Here is a 21,975-nt window from a genome sequence, read left to right as displayed (position 1 = left end):
GGTCAATATCATGAAAAATAACCGCGCTGAAATCCGCACACATCTGCTGCCGCTTCTGATGATCCCGGTATGCGCGGCGGTACTTCCCCGTCATGTGACAGCCGCTGACTATTATCCGCCCGGCCTGCTGAATATTGCCGGCAGCGGACAAACGGTGACAAATGAAGAGCTGAGTGTATTCCGTGACAACGATGTGGCGGAAGGAAACTACGATGTCACCCTGTTTATCAATAAAGTAAAAATTACCCGGATGGCTGTTCCGTTTGTGCTGATGACCGGCAAAGAGGATAAAGAAACCCTGCAGCCCTGTTTTACTGAAGCACAGTGGCATGCGTTCGGCATTATTTTTCCGGATAACACCGCTGTTCAGACCACACAGGACGGATGCGTTAATCTCAGCGGAATGGATTTTATCAGCGGCGATCTGGACTTAAACAACCAGATTTACTCCCTGACAGTGCCGCAGTCTCAGCTTAATCAGGACAAAATCCGCAGCCTGGAAGAAAAAAACTGGGATAACGGCATTCCGGCCGCGTTTGTGAATTACAATTTTTCCGCATTTAATCAGCGTAATCGTGGCAACACGCAGGACAGTTATTACGGAAATATCCGGACCCGGGTGAATATCGGCGCCTGGCGCTATAAAAATTATACCGTCTGGACACATAACCAAAGCGGCGGTGATAAATGGAATACCATCAGTAATACAATCTCACGCAATATTAATCCGATAAAAAGTGAGATTGCGGCCGGTAATCTGTATACCTCATCACAATTGTTTGACGGCGTGAAAATCCGCGGCGTTAATCTGAAAACCGATCGCATTATGGAGCCTGCCGACAACCGCAGCTATGTGCCGGTCATCAGCGGTATGGCAAATTCAGAAGCGGTAGTGTCCATTGTCCAGAATGGCGAAACCATTTTCCGCCAGACGGTACCGGCAGGCCCGTTTTCCATTACACAATATTACCCGATGAGTAACGGCGGTAACCTCTATGTCACCGTCAAAGAAACTGACGGGGCGGAAAACCAGTTTATTGTGCCTTTCTCGACAATCGCCAACCTTGAACGCAAAGGCGGTTTCCGTTATGCCGTTTCTGCCGGGCAATACGACAGCAGTAATGAAGGTGACGGGAAATTCCTCAGCCAGGCTGAAGCCTTTTATGGCGCGACCGATTACATCACCCTATACGGCGGAACATTTATTGCTGCTGACTATCATTCTGCCGGACTCGGTACCGCGCTGAATATGGGAACCGCAGGTGCTGTCACCACGGATATCCTGCATGCCCGCACCCGGCTGAATGATGAAAAAACCATCAGCGGTAATGCATTTCGTATCAATTACGCCAAACGGATTGAATCCACCAATACCAGCCTGACGCTGGCAGGTTATCGTCACTTTGATACCGGTTTCTACCGGTTTGAGGATGCCGCCGCCCGTAAGGAATATCAGCCGGATCAGCAACTGAAATTAAAAAATGAGTACACACTGACACTGAACCAGCCGGTATTTTCTGACCGTGCCACACTCAACCTGACGTCAGTGATTTATCAGTACGGTAACGGGCAGACCAGCCGCTCCTATAACGCCGGTTTTAACAGTGATTTCAGCGGTATCAGTTACGGTGTGTATTACACCTATTCACAGGGTAATCAGTTTCAGGAACAGACAAAAAACAATCAGAGCCTGAGCATTAACCTGTCCGTACCTCTGAGCTTCGGTGATTATCCGGTACGCGCGGCTTACAACCTGTCAACTGACAACAATCACCAGACCCAGCAGACCGCCCGCCTGAACGGTAATTTCGGTGAACATAGTCAGGGCAGCTGGGATGTTTATCAGGGGTATACCAATCAGGGTTCCGGCTATTCCGGCGGTATCAGCTCCTCATATCAGTCATCGTATGCGGTGATGAATGCCGGTTACTCTTACAGTCAGGATAATAAAAACCTGAGTTACGGCATCAGCGGCGCACTGGTCGCCACACAGTACGGCATGCTCGCGGCACCAGACTTACAGGAAACCAATGCCCTTGTTCTGACCAAAGATGCCGCCGGTGTCGGTGTGATCAACGGCCGGGCAATAAAGACCAATCATGCCGGTCTGGCACTGGTATCCGGCATGACACCGTACCGGAAAAACAATATCAGCATTGATACCCGGACACTGCCGGATGATGTGGAAATCGAAAATAATATTTCCGACAACATGATCCCGACCAAAGGGGCATTAATTCTGGCCGATTTTAATACCAAAAAAGGCTATAAGCTGCTGCTGCGCCTGAAAACAGCAGACGACCGGGAAATTCCGCTGGGTGCAGAGGCGGTCATGACCGGTGCGGAAACACAGTTAGTCTCCGGATTTAACAACCTCTATTTTCTGACCGCACAACCGGCAGGTGAAATCCGGATTAACTGGAAACAGGATGGTGCCGCTCACACATGCAGCATTCATTATGATACCGCCCACACTGTACCGGTAAACGGACTCTATATTGCAGATGCAGACTGCCGCACAGGCTCACAATGAGAAATAACATCATGATAATATCAAAGAAAATAAGAAAAATTGCGGCTGTATCCGCCTTGCTGGCAGCCGGATACCTGAGTGTACTCCCGGCGCAGGCTGCGCAGGAATGCACACCGGGCGGCTCCAATGCACATATGCCGATGACGGCCCGGGTTGATCTTTCCCTGAGCGGAACGGTTAAGAAGAATGACAAAGTCGGAGAATTTCTTTTTAACGGGCCGGGTTACGGAACACATATTGCCAACTGCGGCCCGGATTCCGAGGTCTATGGCTATGCCACCTATGGCGAAGGCAGCGGAACTATCGCAAAATACTACGGCGATATTGACGGCAATCCCGCCTATCACGTTTCCCCTTCCGGTGTGCAAAGACCCAGCTATGTTTATGTGCTGACTGATACCAGTACAGGCACCGTACTCCGTACCCAGCCCGGCGCCCGTATTACTGTCCCGGAAGGCCGGCTGGAACCGCTGAAACTGAAAATTGAAATCTATGCGGCGGTTGATAATCCTCCGACACTGTCACTGCATGATATGACTATCGGTGCCATCCTGCTCTCGCCGTTTGATAAGAACGGCGGAACAACCCGGTACACCTATTCCTATCTGCTGAGAGGAACACTCCAGCAGGCACCGGTTTCCTGCAATGCAGAGAGTACCAATCTGGAATTTCGCCTGCCCCGTGCGCCGGTTTCTGCATTCCGTGAAAAAGGATTTCCTGACGCGGAATACAGCGCAGAAGATAATCTGACACTAACCTGTACCGGCGATGTCTCAGCAAAAATCAAATTACTCTCTGATAATACAGCCGATTACAACGGGAAACCGTCGGTGGTCAGGGTGGATAATGAAGGCAGAAATAATAATTCATCCGGTATCGGCTTTGTGGTCACGTCTCCCCTCAGCGATGAAACACCGCTGATCAGTCAGGAGTTTGTCAAACTGGCCGATTTGAATGAAGGCACCACGACAGTCCCGCTGAAAGCACACTATTACCGCTACGGAAATGATGTATCAGCGGGCAAAGCAGAAGCCACCGCTCAGTTTGTTTTACAGTTTAACTGATGTCAGAGCCGTCCGGGTCGTTCCGGGCGGCTGCCGGCACTCAGCTGATGCCGGTGCATCCCCGCCATGCCATCGGTACAGCAGCAAGATGATAAAATGGCGTACCCAGCAGATAATGGTCATACACCGTCAGCCCCGGTGTTTTGTTTTTTTCCATCGCGTAATATTCAACAGGCAGAATAAACGACAGTAATAACAGCGAGATACCGGCATTCCGGACAGCACGGCGCGGCAGTGCGCGGCTCAGCAGGTGAACCACCGTAAAATATCCCCCGGAAACCACGATAAAAAACAGTACGATACCACTGTTTTCAGCCGGGGAATCACCCGCTGATAACGCGTATTTCTGATGAAGCAGATCAGGAAGCATTGTCCGGTACTCAGCCCCCGCTCCGTGGCAGAAAAAAGCAGATGCGGATAAGTTCAGCCCCCATAAAACTGTCAGCAGGGCGACAACAACTTTGCCTGCGGTATAGCGGAAGAGATACACATTTGCCAGCAGCAGTAATGTCCCCATCACCGTAATTTTTACATTGTACTCCGCACCCGGCCCGCCGGCTAACACCGCCGGTGCCAGAGCAACCGGTACAATCAGTAAAACAGAAGAAAAAAGACGCATAAATTAACTTTTGAGTAACATAAACGATCAGGCTGAAGTAAACCATTAACAACCTGATAAAACAAGTGGCGGAGAGAAAGAAAAACGCGGCCTCCGGAACGGAGACCGCGCTGCGGCATCTGTCAGTGAGATTTGCCCTCTTCAATTCCCAGCCCAATCTGAGAGCGGATAAACTGCGCCTCAAAGCGGCTGCGTTCTTCCTGACCCTGTGCGGAGTTATCCGTCACAGACACCAGCCAGGCCGCAATAAAGGCGGCAAACATCGAGAAAAGCGCCGGATATTCATACGGATAAATCGCTTTTTCATGCCCGAGAATACTGACCCAGATAGTCGGCCCCAGGATCATCAGGATCACGGCGGTTAACAATCCCAGCCAGCCCCCGGCCAGTGCGCCCCGTGTGGTCAGGCGTTTCCAGTACATGGAGAGCAAAATGATCGGGAAGTTACAGCTCGCCGCGATAGAGAAAGCCAGTCCCACCATAAAGGCAATGTTTTGTTTTTCAAACAGAACCCCCAGCCCGATGGCAACAATCCCGAGAATAATTACGGTGATTTTGGAGACTTTTAATTCATCCCGCTCGTTGGCTTTGCCGTCTTTGATAGCACAGGCGTACAGGTCGTGGGAAACCGCAGAAGCGCCCGCCAGGGTCAGCCCGGCAACAACCGCCAGAATAGTCGCGAATGCCACAGCAGAAATAAAACCGAGGAACAGATTACCGCCGACCGCATCCGCCAGATGCACCGCCGCCATGTTGGTGCCGCCGATCAGTGCCCCGGCCGCATCTTTAAATACCGGGTTCGGGCTGACCAGCAGAATGGCACCGAAGCCGATAATAAAAGTCAGGATATAAAAATAGCCAATGAATCCGGTGGCATAAAACACACTCTTACGCGCCTCTTTGGCATCACTGACCGTGAAAAAACGCATGATAATATGCGGCAACCCGGCAGTACCGAACATCAGTGCCAGCCCCAGCGATAATGCAGAAATCGGATCCGATACCAGCCCGCCCGGGCTCATAATCGCCAACCCGTTTTTATGTACCGCAACCGCGTCTTTAAACAGGGTGTTAAAGTTGAAATCCACGGCTTTCATCACCATCAGTGCCATAAAGCTGGCACCGGCAAGTAACAGAACCGCCTTGATAATCTGCACCCAGGTCGTTGCCAGCATGCCGCCGAACAGGACATAAAACACCATCAGGATGCCGACCAGCACAACCGCCACGATATAGTTGAGTCCGAATAACAGCTCAATCAGTTTACCGGCTCCGACCATCTGGGCTATCAGATACAGCGCCACCACCACCAGCGAGCCACTGGCAGACAGCACGCGAATCGGCCTGGCTTTCAGACGGTAAGAGACCACATCCGCAAAGGTGTAGCGCCCGAGATTGCGCAGACGCTCCGCAATCAGGAACAGGATCACCGGCCAGCCGATCAGGAAGCCGATAGAGTAAATCAGGCCGTCATAACCGGAGGTGTAAACCAGCGCGGAGATCCCGAGGAAGGATGCGGCGGACATAAAGTCACCGGCGATCGCCAGCCCGTTCTGAAACCCGGTAATTTTCCCCCCTGCGGTGTAGTATTCCGCGCGGGAACGTGTCCGTTTTGCCGCCCAGTAAGTGATGTACAGTGTCAGGCCGACAAAAATCAGGAACATAATAATGGCCTGATAGTTTACCGGCTGGCGCTCCACCGGCCCGCTGATGGCATCGGCGTGGCTGAACAGCGGACACAGCAGGGATAACAGAAGAGCAGAAAGGCGCGTTTTCATTGTTTCACCCCGCTGATGATTTCGGCGGTCAGACGATCAAATTCCCCGTTGGCACGGATGGTATAAATACCGGTCAGGACAAACGCACTGACAATCAGTCCGACCCCGACAGGGATCCCGCGGGTAATCGTCAGACCTTCGCCGAGTGGTGTGCCCAGCCATTGCGGGTCAAAGGCAATCAGAATAATAAAGCTGACATACAGCACAAGTGTAATCGCGGACAATGTCCATGAGAACCGGCTGCGCTTTCTGACCAGTTCCTGAAAGCGAGGGTCATTCTCCACCTGTTGATAAATGGATGCGCTCATTGAGGATACTCCTCTGTTTTTGTTATCCGGAGTGTCAGTGCCGCATAACACGGCACTGACTGAGGTTAGCGTGCTAGTTCATGTTGATGGCCTGCTTTTCTTCGAGCAGTTTTTCGACCACACCCGGGTCAGCTAATGTTGATACATCACCCAGATTACCGGTATCACCGGTGGCGATTTTACGGAGGATACGGCGCATAATTTTACCGGATCGCGTTTTCGGCAGAGAATCGGTCCAGTGAAGAATATCCGGAGTGGCAATCGGGCCGATTTCTTTACGGACCCAGTTCCTCACTTCCGCATACAGTTCCGGAGTCGGCTCCTCGCCGTGATTGAGTGTGACATAGGCATAAATAGCCTGCCCTTTGATACTGTGCGGGATCCCGACCACTGCAGCTTCGGCAATTTTCGGGTGTGAAACCAGCGCGGATTCCACTTCGGCAGTGCCGAGGCGGTGCCCGGAGATATTCAGCACATCATCCACCCGGCCGGTGATCCAGTAGTAGCCGTCTTCATCACGGCGGGTACCGTCCCCGGCAAAATACATACCTTTAAAGGCGGAAAAATACGTCTGTTCAAAGCGTTCATGATCACCGAACAGGGTGCGGGCCTGACCCGGCCAGGAATCGAGGATCACCAGATTCCCCTCGGTTTCACCGTCGAGGATTTCGCCCTGGTTATCCACCAGCGCTGGCTGAACACCAAAGAACGGCACGGTCGCGGACCCCGGTTTCAGTTCAATCGCCCCCGGCATTGCGCCGATCATGCAGGCACCGGTTTCGGTCTGCCACCAGGTATCAACAATCGGGCAGCGGCTGTCACCGATGGTTTTGTAATACCACTCCCAGGCTTCCGGGTTAATCGGCTCGCCGACCGACCCCATAATACGCAGTGATTTGCGGGAGGTGCCCTCAATCGCACTGAGACCTTCCGCCATCAGGGCGCGGATAGCGGTCGGCGCGGTATACAGGATATTGACCTGATGTTTATCGACAATCTGACACATCCGGTTGACCTTCGGATGGTTCGGTACGCCTTCAAACATCAGCGTGACAGCCCCGTTGGAGAGCGGGCCGTAAACCAGGTAGGTGTGTCCGGTTACCCAGCCGACATCCGCTGTACACCAGAACACCTCATCACCATGATAATCAAAGATATATTTAAATGTCAGCGTGGCATAAACCAGATAACCGCCGGTCGTGTGCAGCACCCCTTTCGGTTTACCGGTCGATCCGGAGGTATAGAGGATAAACAGCGGATCTTCCGCATTCATTTCTTCCGGCGGGCAGTCAGCGCTGACACCGCTGACAGCATCATGCCACCAGATATCACGCCCTTCCTGCCACTCCACCGGATTGCCGGTGCGGCGGAAAACAATCACACTGCTGACTGTGGTCACGCCCGGGTTTTTCAGGCCGTCATCCACATTTTTCTTCAGCGGGATAGTACGCCCGGCGCGCAGACCTTCATCTGCGGTGATCACCATTTTTGCCCCGGAATCAATGACACGGCCGGAGACCGCCTCAGGCGAGAACCCGGCAAAAATCACCGAGTGCACCGCACCGATACGGGCACAGGCCAGCATGGCAACCATCGCTTCCGGTACCATCGGCATATAAATCGCAACCACATCGCCTTTGCGGATCCCCTGCTGTTTCAGGACATTGGCAAACTGGCAGACATCATGATGCAGTTCACGGTAAGTGAGTGTGCGGGACTCATCCGGGCTGTCACCTTCCCAGATCACCGCCGGTTTATCACCACGCTCCGCCAGATGCCGGTCAAGACAGTTGGCACTGAGGTTCAGTGTGCCGTCCTCAAACCATTTAATACTGACATGGCCCGGATCAAAGGAGGTGTTTTTCACCCGCGTATAGGGCTTTATCCAGTCTACAATCTGGCCTTTCTCACGCCAGTAGCTGTCGGGATCTTTAACAGACCGCTGATACTCGTCCAGATACTGCTGATGATTGATTAGCGCGTTTTCTGCAATTGCTTCGGGTACAGGATATTTCGTTATTTTTGTCATGATGCATCTCCTTTCAATTGTTAATGCTATGTCAAAATCACGTTAAATAAAGTTACCTTTCCGCCTTTGTTTCTTTTTTGCGCTAAAGATCACGGATTGAAAAAGGGGGTATTCACAGCGTTATCATTTGATGCAAAAAGCCAGAGCAACACAAAACATCATCTTTTATGTGAAAAACAGTGCATAACATCACCCGATAAACACCAGCTAAAATATTTAACCAAAATAAGACAGTAAACTAACAAATAAAAAGAATCCGCACAGATCGCACAGATCTGATAATCATTTTCATTATCATCTGTTTCATTATAATGTTTCTCCTGTTCACACCCGGTGTGAGCGGTTCGGTCAATTACTGGAGTTATAATTATGAGCTATGTATTACCTGCATTACCGTACGCTTATGATGCGTTAGAACCGCATTTCGATAAAATGACAATGGAAATTCACCATACCAAACATCATCAGACGTATGTAAATAACACCAACACCGCGCTGGAAGCCTTCCCTGAGATGGCAAATCTGGATATCGACGATCTGATCGCACAGCTCGATAAATTCCCGGCGGACAAACGTACCTTTATCCGTAACAACGCCGGTGGTCATTCCAACCACAGCATGTTCTGGAAAGGCCTGAAAACCGGCACCACATTACAGGGCGACCTGAAAGCGGCGATTGAGCGCGATTTCGGCAGCGTTGAGGCGTTTCAGGCTGAGTTTGAAAAAGCCGCCGCAACCCGTTTCGGTTCCGGCTGGGCGTGGCTGGTACTGAAAGACGGCAAACTGGCTGTGGTCTCCACCGCCAACCAGGACAGCCCGCTGATGGGTGAAGCGATTTCCGGCACCTCCGGCTATCCGATCATCGGCCTGGATGTGTGGGAACACGCCTATTACCTGAAGTTCCAGAACCGCCGTCCGGATTACATCAAAGCATTCTGGTCTGTGGTGAACTGGGATGAGGCAGCAGCGCGTTTCGCTTCTGCAAAATAAACCCTGAACTATGTGCGGGCGCTGTCCGCACATATTCTTCTTCCCCGCTTTCGATTATGATATCCGTCTCACTCAATACGGAGGCGGCATGGCATACATACCTTTAGTTTTCACCGGTCCCGTCAGGGATACCGTCCGCTGCGGGCGCAGTGCGATTGAAAAGCGTCAGACCGACGGCGTGATTGCCCTCAGTGCCACCGGACTCGCCGGTGATGAACAGGCGGAAAAAGCCTTTCACGGCGGCCCTGACCGTGCGTTGTGTCACTATCCCCGCGAACACTACGACTACTGGAAAATGATGTATCCGGAGATTGAGGATCGCTTTGTCGCGCCGTTCTTCGGGGAAAATATATCCACCCTCGGTATGACAGAAGACACCGTATTCATCGGGGATATTTACCAGTGGGGCAGCGCCGTGATTCAGGTCACCCAGCCGCGCTCACCGTGTTACAAACTGAATCCGCTGACGGATGTGTCTGATTTTGCACAGGTGATGCAGGACTGCGGCCGTACCGGCTGGCTGTATCGTGTCGTCGGGAAAGGGGATGTCAGCAGTGATCAGCCGCTGAAACTGCTGACCCGCACCAGCGCGGTGTCTGTCAGGGAAGCCGCCGCCATCGCGTTTCATCTGCCGTTTGATGAAACCGAATACCGTTATTTATTACAGGCATCCGGGCTTTCCGCCAGCTGGACACTGACCATGCAGCGCCGCCTGATAACCGGAAAAATCGAGGATTTTAACCGCCGGTTATTCGGTTCCGCCGCCGTGTAAGAATATGTAATCCCGGGTTCTCCCTGCTTTAAACCGGTTCCGGAATGTGTGATTATCATACCCGTTTCACGATGACCGCTGCTGACGCGGCAATACACACAGACGACCTTCTAAACAGGAGACACGGATGAAATACCTGATAATGCTGCTGAGCCTGGCAGCGCTTTCACTGCCTGCCGCTGCAGCAGATCAGAACAGTGCGGATGAACTGGAAATCTTTACGGATAATGCCGAAAACTGTATCCATTTTGCCGGTGAATGGGATGTGTCCCTGCCGGCAGATCAGAAAAAAGATATCAAAAAAGCACTGGATGAAACCTGTCCTCCGGCCAAAGAGCAGCAAAAAGTCTTGCGCGAAAAGTACCGCAATGACCCGGACATGCTCGCAAAAATTAATGAATTTGACCTCGGTCAGTAACATCCGCCGTAAAAAAAGCCCTTCCGGTCTGCACCGGAAGGGCTTTTTGATCTGATAGTGTGATGCCTCAGGCGAAAATCGTTTTCTCTGCCGGGATCACCGGCAGTGCATCCTGCCAGCCCCTGAGTGTCAGAGCCGTCAGGGCAGATAACCCTTCATAGAACGGACTGCCGCATTTTTCCTGCATCCGCGCCAGATAGAAGCGGGCCCACGGCAGAAGGTGTTCCGCCAGCAGTGAATTCAGGGCATCCGGACGATTTTCCGCCGTCCAGGCCGCCATCATCAGTAACAGACCGATGAGATCTTCCGGCTCATTCTGCGACAGCGCAATATCCACCTCATGCACACGCATCCACTCACGCAGGGCAACCGTGGAATCTCCGAACAGCACCTGCTCTTTATCCAGCCAGACAGAACCCCACGGTGACGCGGGCAGCGCCTGCGGCCCGATAAACAGCCGCTGATAAGCCTGCGCTAAGGTTTCCTCACCGGCGACCATCAGATTCAGCTTCTGCGCGGCAGTCTGCTTTTGTGCATCATCGCCGTACGGCCATTCCGCCACCCACTCCCCGGAAGAGAGCAGTTCTGTTATCTGCGCGATCTCTGACGGCGGATAGTAAAATGCCGCCCCGAGAATACGGGCCGTTAAAGCAACATCACTGACAGCTTGCTCACTCATCACTCAGGATCCCCGCCATAAAATACCCGCGTATCAGGACAGATAGGCCATACCCACTGTCATATGCAGCCCGTAGAAAATACCGCGGCCGATGATCTCCCCGGACAGCACCAGGACAAAACCGATCAGCATCATAATCACCGGCGGATTCGCCCGTTTCACCAGCGGCAGGATCCAGCAGGTCAGACCCAGCACCAGCAGAACCAGACGCCAGCCCATATACAGACCGAACTCCGGTACCAGCGAGGAAGCGCTCTGTACGGAACTGCGGATAAAGGCCAGATCAAACGCCTGAGACGTCACTGCGACCGCACTCGCCACCAGCGCAACGATACTGACCAGCGGCAGCCAGCTGATACAGCGCAGGTCAAACCCGGCAATCCGCAGCAGCAGAGCAGCCAGCACCGGCCCGCCCAGCAGAGCCGTCAGCACAAAGTGAACTGTCGTGTACGGGGTATACCAGGTCGGTACCGTGGCAATCTGGTAAACCTGCGGAATGGCGTAAATAAAGACCACCGCCAGCACCATGACCACGATCAGCCAGAGCTTACCAAGCGCCGCCGGCATTTTGTTCAGCACCGCCAGCAGCCAGTAAAAACCACCGGCAGCGAAGAAGACCGAACCGGCCGCAATTTCATTACTGAGCGACGAACTGCCGAGACGGTTAAACGCGTTAAACGCACGCAGCGGTGTACCCATGTGCATCATAGAGAGCAGGAAACCCACCCCCATCAGTACCCACAGGCCGAACATGCTGTAATGCACTTTACGGTTCATTTCCGGTGACAGTTTTCCGGACAGCAGGACTGCCGCCATGACAATAAATGCCCCTGCCACACTCTGCCCGATGGTGGTAAAAAACATCAGCGGCCATTCATGAATTCCCGATCCCATGTTATACCTCCTCCGGGTTCGCCAGATGGCCTGTGGTATCCCCGACAGGACGGCTGTTGGCATTCAGTTTTAAAACGATATTCGGGTGTGTGTATTCCGCAGACGGCAGCGGCGCGATCTCCGCCAGTGTGCCGTATTTGGCCCGCAGCTCCTCAATCGGCCCCAAATCCAGTGCCCGCAGCGGACAGGATTCAACACAGATCGGCTTTTTGCCTTCCGCGACGCGCTCATAGCAGCCGTCACATTTGGTCATATGGCCTTTGACCTCATCAAACTGCGGTGCGCCGTACGGGCACGCCATATGACAGTAGCGGCAGCCGATACACACTTCTTCATTCACCACCACAAAACCGTCTTCCCGCTTGTGCATTGCACCACTCGGGCAGACTTTGGCACAGGCCGGGTCATCACAGTGGTTACAGGAGATGGAGAGGTAGTAAGCAAACACATTCTGCTGATACACACCATCCTGCTCTGTCCAGTCGCCGCCCGCATATTCATAAATACGGCGGAAATTCACGTCCGGAGATAAGTTTTTAAAGTCTTTACAGGCCAGCTCGCAGGTTTTGCAGCCGGTGCAGCGACTTGAATCAATGTAGAAACCATATTGCGTTGACATAAATCGCTTCCTCAGGCCTTAACGACTTCAACCAGGTTGGAATGGGACGGATTCCCTTTCGCCAGCGGCGACGGGCGCTGAGTGGTTAACACGTTAATGCTGCCAGCGTGATCGATGCGATCGCCGTCCGGGCTGTACCATGCACCTTCACCCAGACCGACAACGCCCGGCAGAATACGCGGTGTGACTTTCACATTGACGCGCACTTCCCCGCGGTCGTTGAAGACCTTCACGTTATCACCGTGCGCAATCCCGCGTTTCGCGGCATCAACAGGGTTAATCCACAGTTCCTGCGGACAGGCGGCTTTCAGCACATCAACGTTGCCGTAAGTGGAGTGAGTCCGGGATTTGTAGTGGAAACCGGTCATCTGTAACGGGTATTTTTCCTGAAGCGGGTCACCGGCATGCTCAAAGCCTGCGGAATACACCGGCAGCGGATGGATTTCATCCCCTTCATTCAGTTCCCAGGTGTCACGGAGTTCCGCCAGCTGTGCGGAATAGATCTCGATTTTACCTGACGGCGTGGTCAGCGGGTTTGCCTGCGGGTCGTTGCGGAAATCGCGGTACGCCACATGGTGTCCCTGCGGGTCACGTTTTTTGAAAATACCCTGTTTGCGGAATTCATCAAACTCCGGCAGTTCCGGCAGCGCGGCGCGGGACTGTTCATACAGGTGACGCAGCCACTCTTCCTGGGTACGGCCTTCGGTAAACTGATCACCGACACCCATCCGTTTGGCGATTTCGCTGGTCATGTCATAAATATTGCGGCTTTCAAAGCGCGGTTCGATTGCCTGATCGGCAAAAATCACGTACCCCATGTTGCCCGCAGAGGCATCCATGCAGAAATCCATCTGTTCGGAAGCGGTGCAGTCCGGCAGCAGGATATCCGCATATTTGGCGGAGGAGGTCAGGTGGTTATCGATCACCACAATCATTTCGCACTTGCTCTCATCCTGAAGGATGTCATGAGTGCGGTTAATTTCGGAATGCTGGTTCACCAGACAGTTACCGGCATAGTTCCAGACCATTTTGATCGGCACATCCAGCTTATCTTTACCACGCACACCATCACGGGTGGCGGTCATCTCTTCGCCGCGCAGAATGGCATCGGTCCACATAAACATGGAGATACTGGTTTGCACCGGGTTGGTCAGGGTCGGCATGCGGACAAACGGGATTGCGTAAGAGCCTTCACGCGCACCGGTGTTACCGCCGTTAATCCCCACGTTTCCGGTCAGAATTGAGAGCATGGCAATGGCACGGGATGCGGTTTCGCCGTTTGAGCGGCGCTGCGGGCCCCAACCCTGGGTGATATACGCCGGTTTGGCAGTACCGATTTCCCGCGCCAGTTTCACAATCCGCGCGGCAGGAATACCGGTAATTTTGGCTGCCCATTCCGGGGTTTTCGCCACACCGTCCGGCCCCTCACCTAAAATATACGCTTTATAGTGACCGTTGGCCGGGGCGCCGGCAGGCAGGGTGGTTTCGTCATAACCGACGCAATATTTGTCGAGGAACGGCTTATCCACCAGGTCTTCGTTGATCATCACATACGCCAGCGCGCTGACCAGTGCGGCATCTGTTCCCGGGCGGATCGGGATCCATTCATCCTCACGCCCTGCCCCGGTATCGGTATAACGCGGATCGATGATAATCATACGGGCATTTGATTTCTCGCGTGCCTGCTCAACATAATAGGTCACGCCGCCGCCGCTCATGCGGGTTTCGCCCGGGTTGTTGCCGAACAGCACCACCAGCTTGCTGTTTTCAATATCTGACGGGCTGTTACCGTCCGCCCAGCCGCCGTAGGTGTAATTCAGACCGGCTGCAATCTGTGCGGTACTGTAGTCACCGTAATGATTCAGATAACCGCCGCAGCAGTTCATCAGACGGGCAATCAGTGTTGCTCCCGGCGGCCAGGATTTGGTCATGGTGCCGCCGAGGGTGCCGGTGCCGTAGTTAAGATAGATAGATTCGTTGCCGTAATCGCGGATCAGGCGTTTCATGGTACCGGCGATAGTATCAAACGCCTCTTCCCAGGTGATGCGCTCGAATTTGTTCTCACCACGTTTACCCACACGTTTCATCGGGTATTTCAGGCGATCCGGGTTGTACACCCGGCGGCGCATGGAACGGCCGCGCAGACAGGCGCGAACCTGATGCAGGTCTTCGTAGACATCATCACCGGTATTGTCGGTTTCAACATATCTGATTTCGCCGTCAACTACATGCATCCGTAACGGACAGCGGCTGCCGCAGTTAACCGTACAGGCGCTCCAGACCACTTTCTCATCAGAAGCCGCCGCAGGTGCCGGGGTAGTTTCAGCGGCAGACGCCGCATGGCTGAACGGGAGGGATAACCCGCCCGCTGCAACTGCCAGTCCGCCAGCCGCACCGGAGGCTTTGACAAACCCGCGCCGCGTCAGCGGCGCAGTGAACAACGCCGTTTCTTTCATCTTTGTCATATACATTGCTCGCTTAATTAATTTTGTAATCGTTATTATTATTGTTGTTGCCGGATAACGGCTTATTGTCAGATTGCGACTGGTAACCATTCGCAATAAATTATTTGTAATACAATAACCTGCGGATATTAACCTGTCGTTATTTTACGGTTTTACGATTCAGCCGGGTTGTTTTGCATCAAAAAATGAGTGTATGAAAAGCAGATTATTGATCCCGTCAGTGGCAGACGGCATCGGCTCATGGGAAAATAGTGACCAGCTCAATATTATGATCAGGAAAAGGGGTTAACGTTATCAGACGCAGCGCATTCAACTACCTGATAAACGGCGAAAAAACCACACCGCCGTCAGTGAATGATCACTGTGTCAGGAAGAAACTCAAAAACAGTCAGTGTGATAACTGCGCCGCCTGCTGCCCGGCAGATGCGGTAACGTTCGGCTATCTCGACGTCAATATTGATAATGACCGCTGTTTTCAGTGCGGAAACTGCCTGTTTGTCTGCCCGTCTGATGCCATTGAACACATCCCTGTCCGTGAGCGCAGTTACAACAATAACGGGCAACTGATGATTGAGAAGAAAGAAACCCCGGCCAGCGCGGAAGAGTTACTGGTCTGGCACCGGCAATACCATATCCGCGGGATGCAGATCGCCGAACCGGAAGTTGATAACTGGCTGCCGGTACTGGCAGAGCTCAATCTGCGCCTGAAAGCCCTCGGGGAACCCATCTGGCAGCTGGCCATTATTCCGCCGCCGCCGGTGGATACCGGAAAACGTTTTGCATTGTTCCGGCAGAAAACCGTCAGTACGGGGCTGAATACCGGTCGCGCCAAAACCGGCCTGAATGAGCGCAAAAAACTCTGGCCGGATGACAGCTGGTTCGATGTGCTGCCGGATACGGAAAAGTGTATTTTATGTACCGCCTGCGCGGCAGTGTGTCAGGAAGGGGCGATCACCATTGCGGATAATCAGTTTACCGTGGATAAGACAAAATGCAGCGGCTGTATGAGCTGCCGCGATGTCTGTTTCCCGAAAGCGATCGATGTCATAACGCGGGCAGAAAAAAACAGTCAGCCGGTCCGCTATGCGTATTTCGATGCTCACTGCAGCAGTTGTCATCTGCCTTTTATGAGCTGGCAGCCGGGACAGACATTATGTCCGGTATGCCGTTCACGGAAGGAAAAAGGCTGGCTGTAACGACAGAGATAAAAAAAGCGCCAAAAGGCGCTATTTTTATCTGTATATCATATAATTACAGCGGACGGCGCACAAAACCGATGGCGTCGTGTACTTTATCCAGGGTGACCTGTGCGCGGGCAGAGGCTTTCTCAGCACCTTCTTTCATTACACGGTTCAGTAACACATCATCGTTACGGATTTCGTGATAACGGGTCTGTAACTCTGTCAGCATACCGGAAACCGCATCCGCCACCGCACCTTTCAGGTGACCGTACATCTGGCCTTCAAATTCCGCTTCCAGCGCAGCAACCGGTTTGCCGGTCACACCAGAGAGAATATCCAGCAGGTTGGAAACACCCGGTTTGTTTTCCAAATCATAAATCACGCGTGGCGGCTCCTCGGAGTCTGTCACCGCGCGTTTGATTTTCTTCGCTGCTGATTTCGGATCTTCCAGCAGGGCGATCAGGTTGTTACGGTTGTCATCAGACTTCGACATTTTTTTCGCCGGATCCTGCAACGCCATCACACGGGAGCCGCCCGCCGGGATAAACGGATCCGGCACCACAAACACATCACCGTAAATGGCATTGAAGCGCTGTGCGATATCACGGCTCAGCTCCAGATGCTGTTTCTGGTCGATACCGACCGGCACCTGGTTAGTCTGATACAGCAGGATATCGGCGGCCATCAGCACCGGATAGTCAAACAGACCGGCGTTGATGTTTTCGGCATGACGGGCAGATTTATCTTTAAACTGTGTCATGCGGCTCAGTTCGCCGAAATAGGTGTAGCAGTTCAGCGCCCAGCCCAGCTGTGCATGCTGCGGCACATGGGACTGTACAAACAGCGTATTTTTTGCCGGTTCCAGACCACAGGCCATATAGAGCGACAGTGTATCCAGTGTGCGTTTGCGCAGCTCCGCCGGATCCTGACGGACCGTGATCGCATGCTGGTCAACGATGCAGTAAATGCAGTCAAAATCATCCTGCATCTTCACCCACTGGCGCAGTGCGCCCATGTAGTTACCGATGGTCAGTTCACCGGAAGGCTGTGCGCCGCTGAATACAACGGGTTTGTGTGCTTTGGTGTTAGTTCCGCTCATGATTATCCTTCCTGATGAGTTAACGGAGGCAGCCCGAGTGCAGGCAGCAGACCCGCGAAGTCGGACAGTACGCAATCCGGATTGCTGTCCGCAATCGGAATACCGTAGTTGTAGCCGTAGGTCATGCCGACACAGGGACATTCCGCTGCCCGTGCCGCCAGGATGTCATTGCGGGAATCCCCGACAAACAGCATCTCTTCCTTACGCAGCCCGAACTCACCCAGCGTCAGGTAGAGCGGCGCCGGATGCGGCTTCTTATTTTTCACATCATCCCCGCCGAGCACGACAGAGAAAAATTTATCCAGACCGGTTTCAGCCAGCAGCGGCGGAATAAACTGAGACGGTTTGTTGGTCACGATCGCCAGATCCAGCCCTGCGTCTGCCATCACCTGCAATGTCTCTGCCACATGCGGAAACGCCGGACTGCCGGTTTTAACCGTCTCAGCATAAAAATCATCAAACAACTGACGGCATTTTGCGTGCAGTGCAGCATCAGGTTTTTCACCGGTTGCATGAATCAGGGCACGTTCCAGTAACATATCAACACCGTTACCGACCCAGACAGAGGCCATTTCCCGGCCCGCTTTCCGGTAGCCCAGTGCTTCCAGTGCGCGATCAGTCGCTTCCGCCAGTCCCTGAATACTGTCAGTCAGTGTGCCGTCCAGGTCAAATGCAACGGCTTTAATCCCAGTGAATTGCTGTACTGCTGTTTTGTCTGTCATGCTGAAACCTTTGTTAATTCTTTACGCATATCATCAATCACGGCTTTGTAATCCGGTTTGCCGAAAATCGCAGAGCCGGCCACAAACATATCCGCACCGGCCTGCGCCACTGCCGCGATATTTTCAGTCTTAATGCCGCCGTCAACTTCGAGGCGGATGTCACGGCCGCTGGCATCAATGCGGCGGCGGACTTCTTCCACTTTTTTCAGTGTTTCCGGAATAAAGGACTGACCACCGAAGCCCGGGTTGACCGACATCAGCAGGATCAGATCCAGTTTATCAATCACATAATCGAGGTAACTGAGCGGCGTGGCCGGGTTGAATACCAGGCCCGGTTTGCAGCCGCATTCGCGGATAAGCTGAATGGTGCGATCAATGTGCTCGCTCGCTTCCGCGTGGAATGAAATGTAGGTTGCGCCCGCTTTAGCGAAGTCCGGCACAATGCTGTCCACCGGTTTTACCATCAGATGCACATCGATCGGCGCAGTAATACCGTAATCACGCAGCGCCTTACACACCATCGGCCCGATAGTCAGGTTCGGGACATAATGGTTATCCATCACGTCGAAGTGAACCACATCGCCGCCTGCGGCGAGAACCTTCGCGGTGTCTTCCCCCAGACGGGCAAAGTCAGCAGATAAAATGGACGGAGCAATCAAAAACTCTTTCATTCCTGTTTCCTCTTAATAAGACGCCGCCGGGTTCAACGGCTTACTGTCCGCGGTAAAGCGCCAGTAATTCATTCACTTTCTGGCGGTTAAGTGTATTGCGGCTGATAGTGCGGCGCACTTTGACAATATGCAGTTGCGCCTGATGATACCACTCCCGCGTCAGCGGGGTATCATGATTCGAGATCAGAACCGGAACTTTGCGATCCGACGAAAGCATTTGTGCCAGCTGTGCCAGATTCTGCTGCTCCGGTAACCCGAATCCGCTGGTGTGATACGCCGTAAAATTGGCCGTCAGTGATAACGGCGCATAAGGCGGATCACAATAGACAATATCCCCGGTACCTGCATTCTCCATGCTGGTCACATAAGACTGGCAGACAAACACGGCGTTACGGGCTTTTTCCGCGAACCACAGCAGTTCGGCTTCCGGGAAATAGGGTTTGCGGTAGCGCCCGAAGGGCACATTAAACCGGCCTTTGGAATTATAACGGCACAAACCGTTATAACAATGGCGGTTCAGATAGAGAAACAGAATGCTGCGCTCGAAATGATCCGTGCTCTGATTAAACCGTTCCCGCAGCGCATAGTACTGTAATTCATCATTAAACTGCGGCGTGAACAGTTTGCGGGATTCATCGATAAATTCCTGAGTCCGCTGCTTTACCATGGTGTAGAGGTGGATCAGGTCACTGTTGATATCCGCCAGCACATAGCGCGGATAATCTGTATTGAGAAAAACCGACCCCGCGCCGACAAAGGGCTCAATAAGACAATCACCCTCCGGCAGATGCCGTTTTATTTCATCTGCCAGAGTGTATTTTCCGCCGGCCCACTTCAAAAATGCGCGTTGTTTCTTCATGCTGTCTGTAATCATTGCTCAAAAAGGCCAGAGCCGCCGATTCTACTCTGTTTCAGACAGCAAATCAGCACCTGACGGAATCCGTGTTTATTATTTCATGTCCTGATGCACTTGCTGCATCTTTCTGACCCACGGTTTTTTCCCCTGAATTTCGGCAGGCAGACGCTCAACTTCCCGTTTTGCATCCCCGACTGTCGGGAAATTACCGTATACCAGGACATACCACGATTTTCCGTTACGTGTTGTCTCATAAACCTGATAGTTGGATAATCCGTGCTTCTGTGCAAAGGCTTTCAGCGTATCCGCACGGCTCGCGCTGCTCAGCTGCAGGGTATAGTTCCCGGCAGGCGCTTTGGCGATCGCAGTACTGCTTTTTGACGGAGCCGGTGCCGCTGTGGCCGGTTTGGTGGTTTCACGCGGTTTGGCCGGTGTTGCCGTGGTGGTTTTCACCGGCTGTGGTTTCACCTGCTGTACCGGTTTCTTCGGCTCTTCCTGCGGGGTGACCACCGGCGGCAGATTATTCATATTCTGCTGCGCCGCATTATTGATACCCGCCTGCGTATTTCCCTGATTCAGGGCATCGTTAATATCCCCCGGGATATCCACGCGCTGACCGGTACCGGTTGTCTGTGACGGCGGCTGTGCCTGTGTCGGCAGATTATTGATAGCCGGGAGATTCACGCCGGTCTGTGACGGTACCGGTTCGGCTGGCTGTAACTGTGTTGCACCGTCATTGCTGCCGGTACCAAGGGTAATCGGGCGTTCGCCGTTTTGTGCCTGCTGTGGTGCTTCCGGTTCTGACGGCGATTTCAGCGCAGAGCTTATCGCGATAATCAGTAACACCAGGACCACAACCGCCACGCCGATCATCATCTGCTGGCGGGAGACGGCAAACTTAGGCCGTGACTGCTGCGGGCGCGGACGCGGGTTACGGCGTTCAGGGCGCTCCGGTCTGTCAGATGCATCCGGACGGATAGCGTCATCATCCGGCTGGCTGAAAATCTGTGGTTCTTGCTTTTCGGGTTTAAAGCCGTCCATTTTGCCCTCCCATCAGAGCAGAAACTGTGTCTTTGGATATAACAGAAGAGAACTGACGCCCGGTGTGTGCGTCACATGCGTAGTGTAACCATTTTCCCGGCACTCAGCGAGACAGATATCAAAAAACTTCTGTCCGCCGCTTCCGTTATACGGACTGAATGGCAGCCAGCACCTTGTCATGCGGGATATCCGCACGGACAACCGACCGGCCGATCGTTTCCGGAACAATCAGATGCAGTTTACCGCCCTGCACTTTTTTATCCCGCATCATGTGCGGCAGATAGGCATCCGCCGCCATGGATTCCGGTCCGCGCACCGGCAGCCCGGCGCGGGTAAGCAGTGCAATAACCCGCTCAGTTTCTTCCGGGCGGAAGGTCCCGAGCAGTTCAGCCGTGCGTGCAGCCATCACCATCCCTGCGGCGACTGCCTCGCCGTGCAGCCAGACACCGTAGCCCATTTCCGCCTCAATGGCGTGGCCGAATGTATGACCGAGATTCAGCAGTGCGCGCAGCCCGCTGGTCTCTTTTTCATCCGCAGCCACCACCTGTGCTTTCAGCTCACAGCAGCGGCGGATGCAGTACGCCATCGCCTGCGGCTCAGGGGCCAGCAGACGGTCGATATTGTTTTCCAGCCAGATAAAGAAATCGTGATCCAGAATAATGCCGTATTTAATGACTTCCGCCAGCCCCGAGGCCAGTTCACGGCGCGGCAGGGTGTTCAGGCAGTCGAGATCAATCACCACACTGACCGGCTGCCAGAAGGCACCGATCATATTTTTACCCAGCGGATGGTTCACGCCGGTTTTACCGCCGACAGACGAATCCACCTGAGACAGCAGCGTGGTCGGCACCTGGATAAAACGGACACCGCGCTGATAGCTCGCTGCCGCAAATCCGGTCAGATCACCGATAACACCGCCGCCCAGCGCAATCAGCGTGGTATCACGCCCGTGATTGTTTTCCAGCAGTGCGGTAAAAATACGGTCAAGGGTGGTCAGGGATTTATACTGCTCGCCGTCCGGCAGGATCACGGAATCCGCCTGCACACCGGCGTGCGCAAGATTATCGGTCAGTGTCTGAAGATACAGCGGGGCAAGGGTTTCGTTGGTAACGATCATTGCACGCTGACCGGCGGTCAGCGGCGCAAAGGTGCCGGAGAGGGAAAAGAGACCCGGAGCAATTGAAATAGGATAAGCACGCTCACCCAGAGTCACAGTCACTTTTTCCATGGCACCTCC

General features: G+C 53.4%; 20 protein-coding genes. 6 read left to right on the top strand and 14 right to left on the bottom strand.

Features of this window, described 5'->3' with window-relative positions:
* The first annotated feature begins 10 nt into the window (after positions 1-10).
* Positions 11-2,533 carry a fimbrial biogenesis outer membrane usher protein gene (locus N7387_RS03930; protein WP_279797067.1) on the top strand — a complete coding sequence of 841 codons (2,523 nt, stop codon included), beginning with the start codon at positions 11-13 and terminating at the stop codon, positions 2,531-2,533.
* An 11-nt stretch (positions 2,534-2,544) separates the two neighbouring features.
* Positions 2,545-3,597, top strand: coding sequence for a fimbrial protein (locus N7387_RS03925; protein WP_279797066.1), 1,053 nt, complete (start codon positions 2,545-2,547; stop codon positions 3,595-3,597).
* Between the two features lie 40 nt (positions 3,598-3,637).
* Here the strand turns inward: N7387_RS03925 and N7387_RS03920 are convergent, their stop codons facing one another.
* The 4 genes from N7387_RS03920 to acs all read right to left on the bottom strand — a co-directional run bounded on the left by N7387_RS03920 (position 3,638) and on the right by acs (position 8,331).
* Positions 3,638-4,216 (bottom strand): hypothetical protein, encoded by a 579-nt coding sequence (locus N7387_RS03920; RefSeq protein ID WP_279797064.1) that lies wholly within the window; start codon positions 4,214-4,216, stop codon positions 3,638-3,640.
* A 122-nt stretch (positions 4,217-4,338) separates the two neighbouring features.
* Positions 4,339-5,994 carry a cation acetate symporter gene (locus N7387_RS03915; RefSeq protein WP_262882734.1) on the bottom strand — a complete coding sequence of 552 codons (1,656 nt, stop codon included), beginning with the start codon at positions 5,992-5,994 and terminating at the stop codon, positions 4,339-4,341.
* Positions 5,991-6,302: a DUF485 domain-containing protein gene (locus N7387_RS03910; protein ID WP_004237915.1), complete on the bottom strand. Its 312-nt coding sequence runs from the start codon at positions 6,300-6,302 to the stop codon at positions 5,991-5,993. The genes N7387_RS03915 and N7387_RS03910 overlap by 4 nt, the downstream gene beginning before the upstream one ends.
* Before the next feature lie 73 nt (positions 6,303-6,375).
* Positions 6,376-8,331 (bottom strand): acetate--CoA ligase, encoded by a 1,956-nt coding sequence (gene acs, locus N7387_RS03905; RefSeq protein WP_279797061.1) that lies wholly within the window; start codon positions 8,329-8,331, stop codon positions 6,376-6,378.
* Between the two features lie 369 nt (positions 8,332-8,700).
* Between acs and sodA the strand changes: the two genes are divergently transcribed.
* The 3 genes from sodA to N7387_RS03890 all read left to right on the top strand — a co-directional run bounded on the left by sodA (position 8,701) and on the right by N7387_RS03890 (position 10,511).
* Positions 8,701-9,321, top strand: coding sequence for a superoxide dismutase [Mn] (gene sodA / locus N7387_RS03900; protein ID WP_004237912.1), 621 nt, complete (start codon positions 8,701-8,703; stop codon positions 9,319-9,321).
* An 88-nt stretch (positions 9,322-9,409) separates the two neighbouring features.
* The gene (yiiM, locus tag N7387_RS03895; RefSeq protein WP_262882736.1) at positions 9,410-10,093 is read left to right on the top strand and encodes a 6-hydroxyaminopurine reductase; all 684 of its coding nucleotides are present in this window, start codon (positions 9,410-9,412) and stop codon (positions 10,091-10,093) included.
* 127 nt (positions 10,094-10,220) lie between these two features.
* Complete coding sequence (locus N7387_RS03890) at positions 10,221-10,511, top strand: hypothetical protein (protein WP_072872377.1); 291 nt, start codon at positions 10,221-10,223, stop codon at positions 10,509-10,511.
* Between the two features lie 67 nt (positions 10,512-10,578).
* Here N7387_RS03890 and dmsD read toward each other — a convergent pair whose 3' ends face one another.
* From dmsD to dmsA, 4 genes are read right to left on the bottom strand one after another with little or no spacing between them, the layout of a single operon-like run.
* Positions 10,579-11,190, bottom strand: coding sequence for a Tat proofreading chaperone DmsD (gene dmsD / locus N7387_RS03885; RefSeq protein WP_279797056.1), 612 nt, complete (start codon positions 11,188-11,190; stop codon positions 10,579-10,581).
* A gap of 33 nt (positions 11,191-11,223) precedes the next feature.
* A complete protein-coding gene (locus N7387_RS03880) occupies positions 11,224-12,084 on the bottom strand; it encodes a DmsC/YnfH family molybdoenzyme membrane anchor subunit (protein WP_279797054.1) in 861 nt (286 codons plus the stop codon).
* Between the two features lies 1 nt (position 12,085).
* A complete protein-coding gene (locus N7387_RS03875; protein ID WP_262882739.1) occupies positions 12,086-12,703 on the bottom strand; it encodes a DMSO/selenate family reductase complex B subunit in 618 nt (205 codons plus the stop codon).
* A gap of 11 nt (positions 12,704-12,714) precedes the next feature.
* Complete coding sequence (gene dmsA, locus N7387_RS03870) at positions 12,715-15,168, bottom strand: dimethylsulfoxide reductase subunit A (RefSeq protein WP_279797049.1); 2,454 nt, start codon at positions 15,166-15,168, stop codon at positions 12,715-12,717.
* A 350-nt stretch (positions 15,169-15,518) separates the two neighbouring features.
* On the opposite strand from dmsA, the gene N7387_RS03865 reads away from it, so the two are divergent.
* Positions 15,519-16,364, top strand: a complete 846-nt coding sequence (locus N7387_RS03865) for a 4Fe-4S binding protein (RefSeq protein WP_279797048.1) — start codon at positions 15,519-15,521, stop codon at positions 16,362-16,364.
* Between the two features lie 55 nt (positions 16,365-16,419).
* Here the strand turns inward: N7387_RS03865 and trpS are convergent, their stop codons facing one another.
* The 6 genes from trpS to aroB all read right to left on the bottom strand — a co-directional run bounded on the left by trpS (position 16,420) and on the right by aroB (position 21,966).
* The gene (gene trpS / locus N7387_RS03860; RefSeq protein ID WP_219697545.1) at positions 16,420-17,448 is read right to left on the bottom strand and encodes a tryptophan--tRNA ligase; all 1,029 of its coding nucleotides are present in this window, start codon (positions 17,446-17,448) and stop codon (positions 16,420-16,422) included.
* 2 nt (positions 17,449-17,450) lie between these two features.
* The gene (locus N7387_RS03855; RefSeq protein ID WP_279797044.1) at positions 17,451-18,170 is read right to left on the bottom strand and encodes a phosphoglycolate phosphatase; all 720 of its coding nucleotides are present in this window, start codon (positions 18,168-18,170) and stop codon (positions 17,451-17,453) included.
* Complete coding sequence (gene rpe, locus N7387_RS03850; protein WP_262860894.1) at positions 18,167-18,841, bottom strand: ribulose-phosphate 3-epimerase; 675 nt, start codon at positions 18,839-18,841, stop codon at positions 18,167-18,169. The genes N7387_RS03855 and rpe overlap by 4 nt, the downstream gene beginning before the upstream one ends.
* A 40-nt stretch (positions 18,842-18,881) precedes the next feature.
* Positions 18,882-19,700, bottom strand: a complete 819-nt coding sequence (gene dam / locus N7387_RS03845; RefSeq protein ID WP_025151607.1) for an adenine-specific DNA-methyltransferase — start codon at positions 19,698-19,700, stop codon at positions 18,882-18,884.
* A gap of 90 nt (positions 19,701-19,790) precedes the next feature.
* Complete coding sequence (locus tag N7387_RS03840; protein WP_279797042.1) at positions 19,791-20,738, bottom strand: SPOR domain-containing protein; 948 nt, start codon at positions 20,736-20,738, stop codon at positions 19,791-19,793.
* A gap of 145 nt (positions 20,739-20,883) precedes the next feature.
* Complete coding sequence (gene aroB / locus N7387_RS03835; RefSeq protein WP_274371094.1) at positions 20,884-21,966, bottom strand: 3-dehydroquinate synthase; 1,083 nt, start codon at positions 21,964-21,966, stop codon at positions 20,884-20,886.
* Between the last annotated feature and the right edge of the window lie 9 nt (positions 21,967-21,975).

The organism is Morganella sp. GD04133, from assembly GCF_029835375.1.
In the GTDB taxonomy this organism is placed as follows: domain Bacteria; phylum Pseudomonadota; class Gammaproteobacteria; order Enterobacterales; family Enterobacteriaceae; genus Morganella; species Morganella morganii_B.
This window is presented reverse-complemented; position numbering and strand designations above follow the sequence as displayed.

Excerpts from the sequence above, each read along its gene's own strand:
- trpS (WP_219697545.1), bottom strand. The coding sequence starts at position 17,448 with ATGAGCGGAACTAACACCAAAGCACACAAACCCGTTGTATTCAGCGGC.
- sodA (WP_004237912.1), top strand. The coding sequence starts at position 8,701 with ATGAGCTATGTATTACCTGCATTACCGTACGCTTATGATGCGTTAGAA.
- N7387_RS03875 (WP_262882739.1), bottom strand. The coding sequence starts at position 12,703 with ATGTCAACGCAATATGGTTTCTACATTGATTCAAGTCGCTGCACCGGC.
- dam (WP_025151607.1), bottom strand. The coding sequence starts at position 19,700 with ATGAAGAAACAACGCGCATTTTTGAAGTGGGCCGGCGGAAAATACACT.
- N7387_RS03920 (WP_279797064.1), bottom strand. The coding sequence starts at position 4,216 with ATGCGTCTTTTTTCTTCTGTTTTACTGATTGTACCGGTTGCTCTGGCA.
- N7387_RS03915 (WP_262882734.1), bottom strand. The coding sequence starts at position 5,994 with ATGAAAACGCGCCTTTCTGCTCTTCTGTTATCCCTGCTGTGTCCGCTG.
- aroB (WP_274371094.1), bottom strand. The coding sequence starts at position 21,966 with ATGGAAAAAGTGACTGTGACTCTGGGTGAGCGTGCTTATCCTATTTCA.
- dmsD (WP_279797056.1), bottom strand. The coding sequence starts at position 11,190 with ATGAGTGAGCAAGCTGTCAGTGATGTTGCTTTAACGGCCCGTATTCTC.
- N7387_RS03890 (WP_072872377.1), top strand. The coding sequence starts at position 10,221 with ATGAAATACCTGATAATGCTGCTGAGCCTGGCAGCGCTTTCACTGCCT.
- N7387_RS03910 (WP_004237915.1), bottom strand. The coding sequence starts at position 6,302 with ATGAGCGCATCCATTTATCAACAGGTGGAGAATGACCCTCGCTTTCAG.
- N7387_RS03840 (WP_279797042.1), bottom strand. The coding sequence starts at position 20,738 with ATGGACGGCTTTAAACCCGAAAAGCAAGAACCACAGATTTTCAGCCAG.
- N7387_RS03880 (WP_279797054.1), bottom strand. The coding sequence starts at position 12,084 with ATGGGATCGGGAATTCATGAATGGCCGCTGATGTTTTTTACCACCATC.
- N7387_RS03855 (WP_279797044.1), bottom strand. The coding sequence starts at position 18,170 with ATGACAGACAAAACAGCAGTACAGCAATTCACTGGGATTAAAGCCGTT.
- rpe (WP_262860894.1), bottom strand. The coding sequence starts at position 18,841 with ATGAAAGAGTTTTTGATTGCTCCGTCCATTTTATCTGCTGACTTTGCC.
- dmsA (WP_279797049.1), bottom strand. The coding sequence starts at position 15,168 with ATGACAAAGATGAAAGAAACGGCGTTGTTCACTGCGCCGCTGACGCGG.
- acs (WP_279797061.1), bottom strand. The coding sequence starts at position 8,331 with ATGACAAAAATAACGAAATATCCTGTACCCGAAGCAATTGCAGAAAAC.
- yiiM (WP_262882736.1), top strand. The coding sequence starts at position 9,410 with ATGGCATACATACCTTTAGTTTTCACCGGTCCCGTCAGGGATACCGTC.
- N7387_RS03925 (WP_279797066.1), top strand. The coding sequence starts at position 2,545 with ATGATAATATCAAAGAAAATAAGAAAAATTGCGGCTGTATCCGCCTTG.
- N7387_RS03930 (WP_279797067.1), top strand. The coding sequence starts at position 11 with ATGAAAAATAACCGCGCTGAAATCCGCACACATCTGCTGCCGCTTCTG.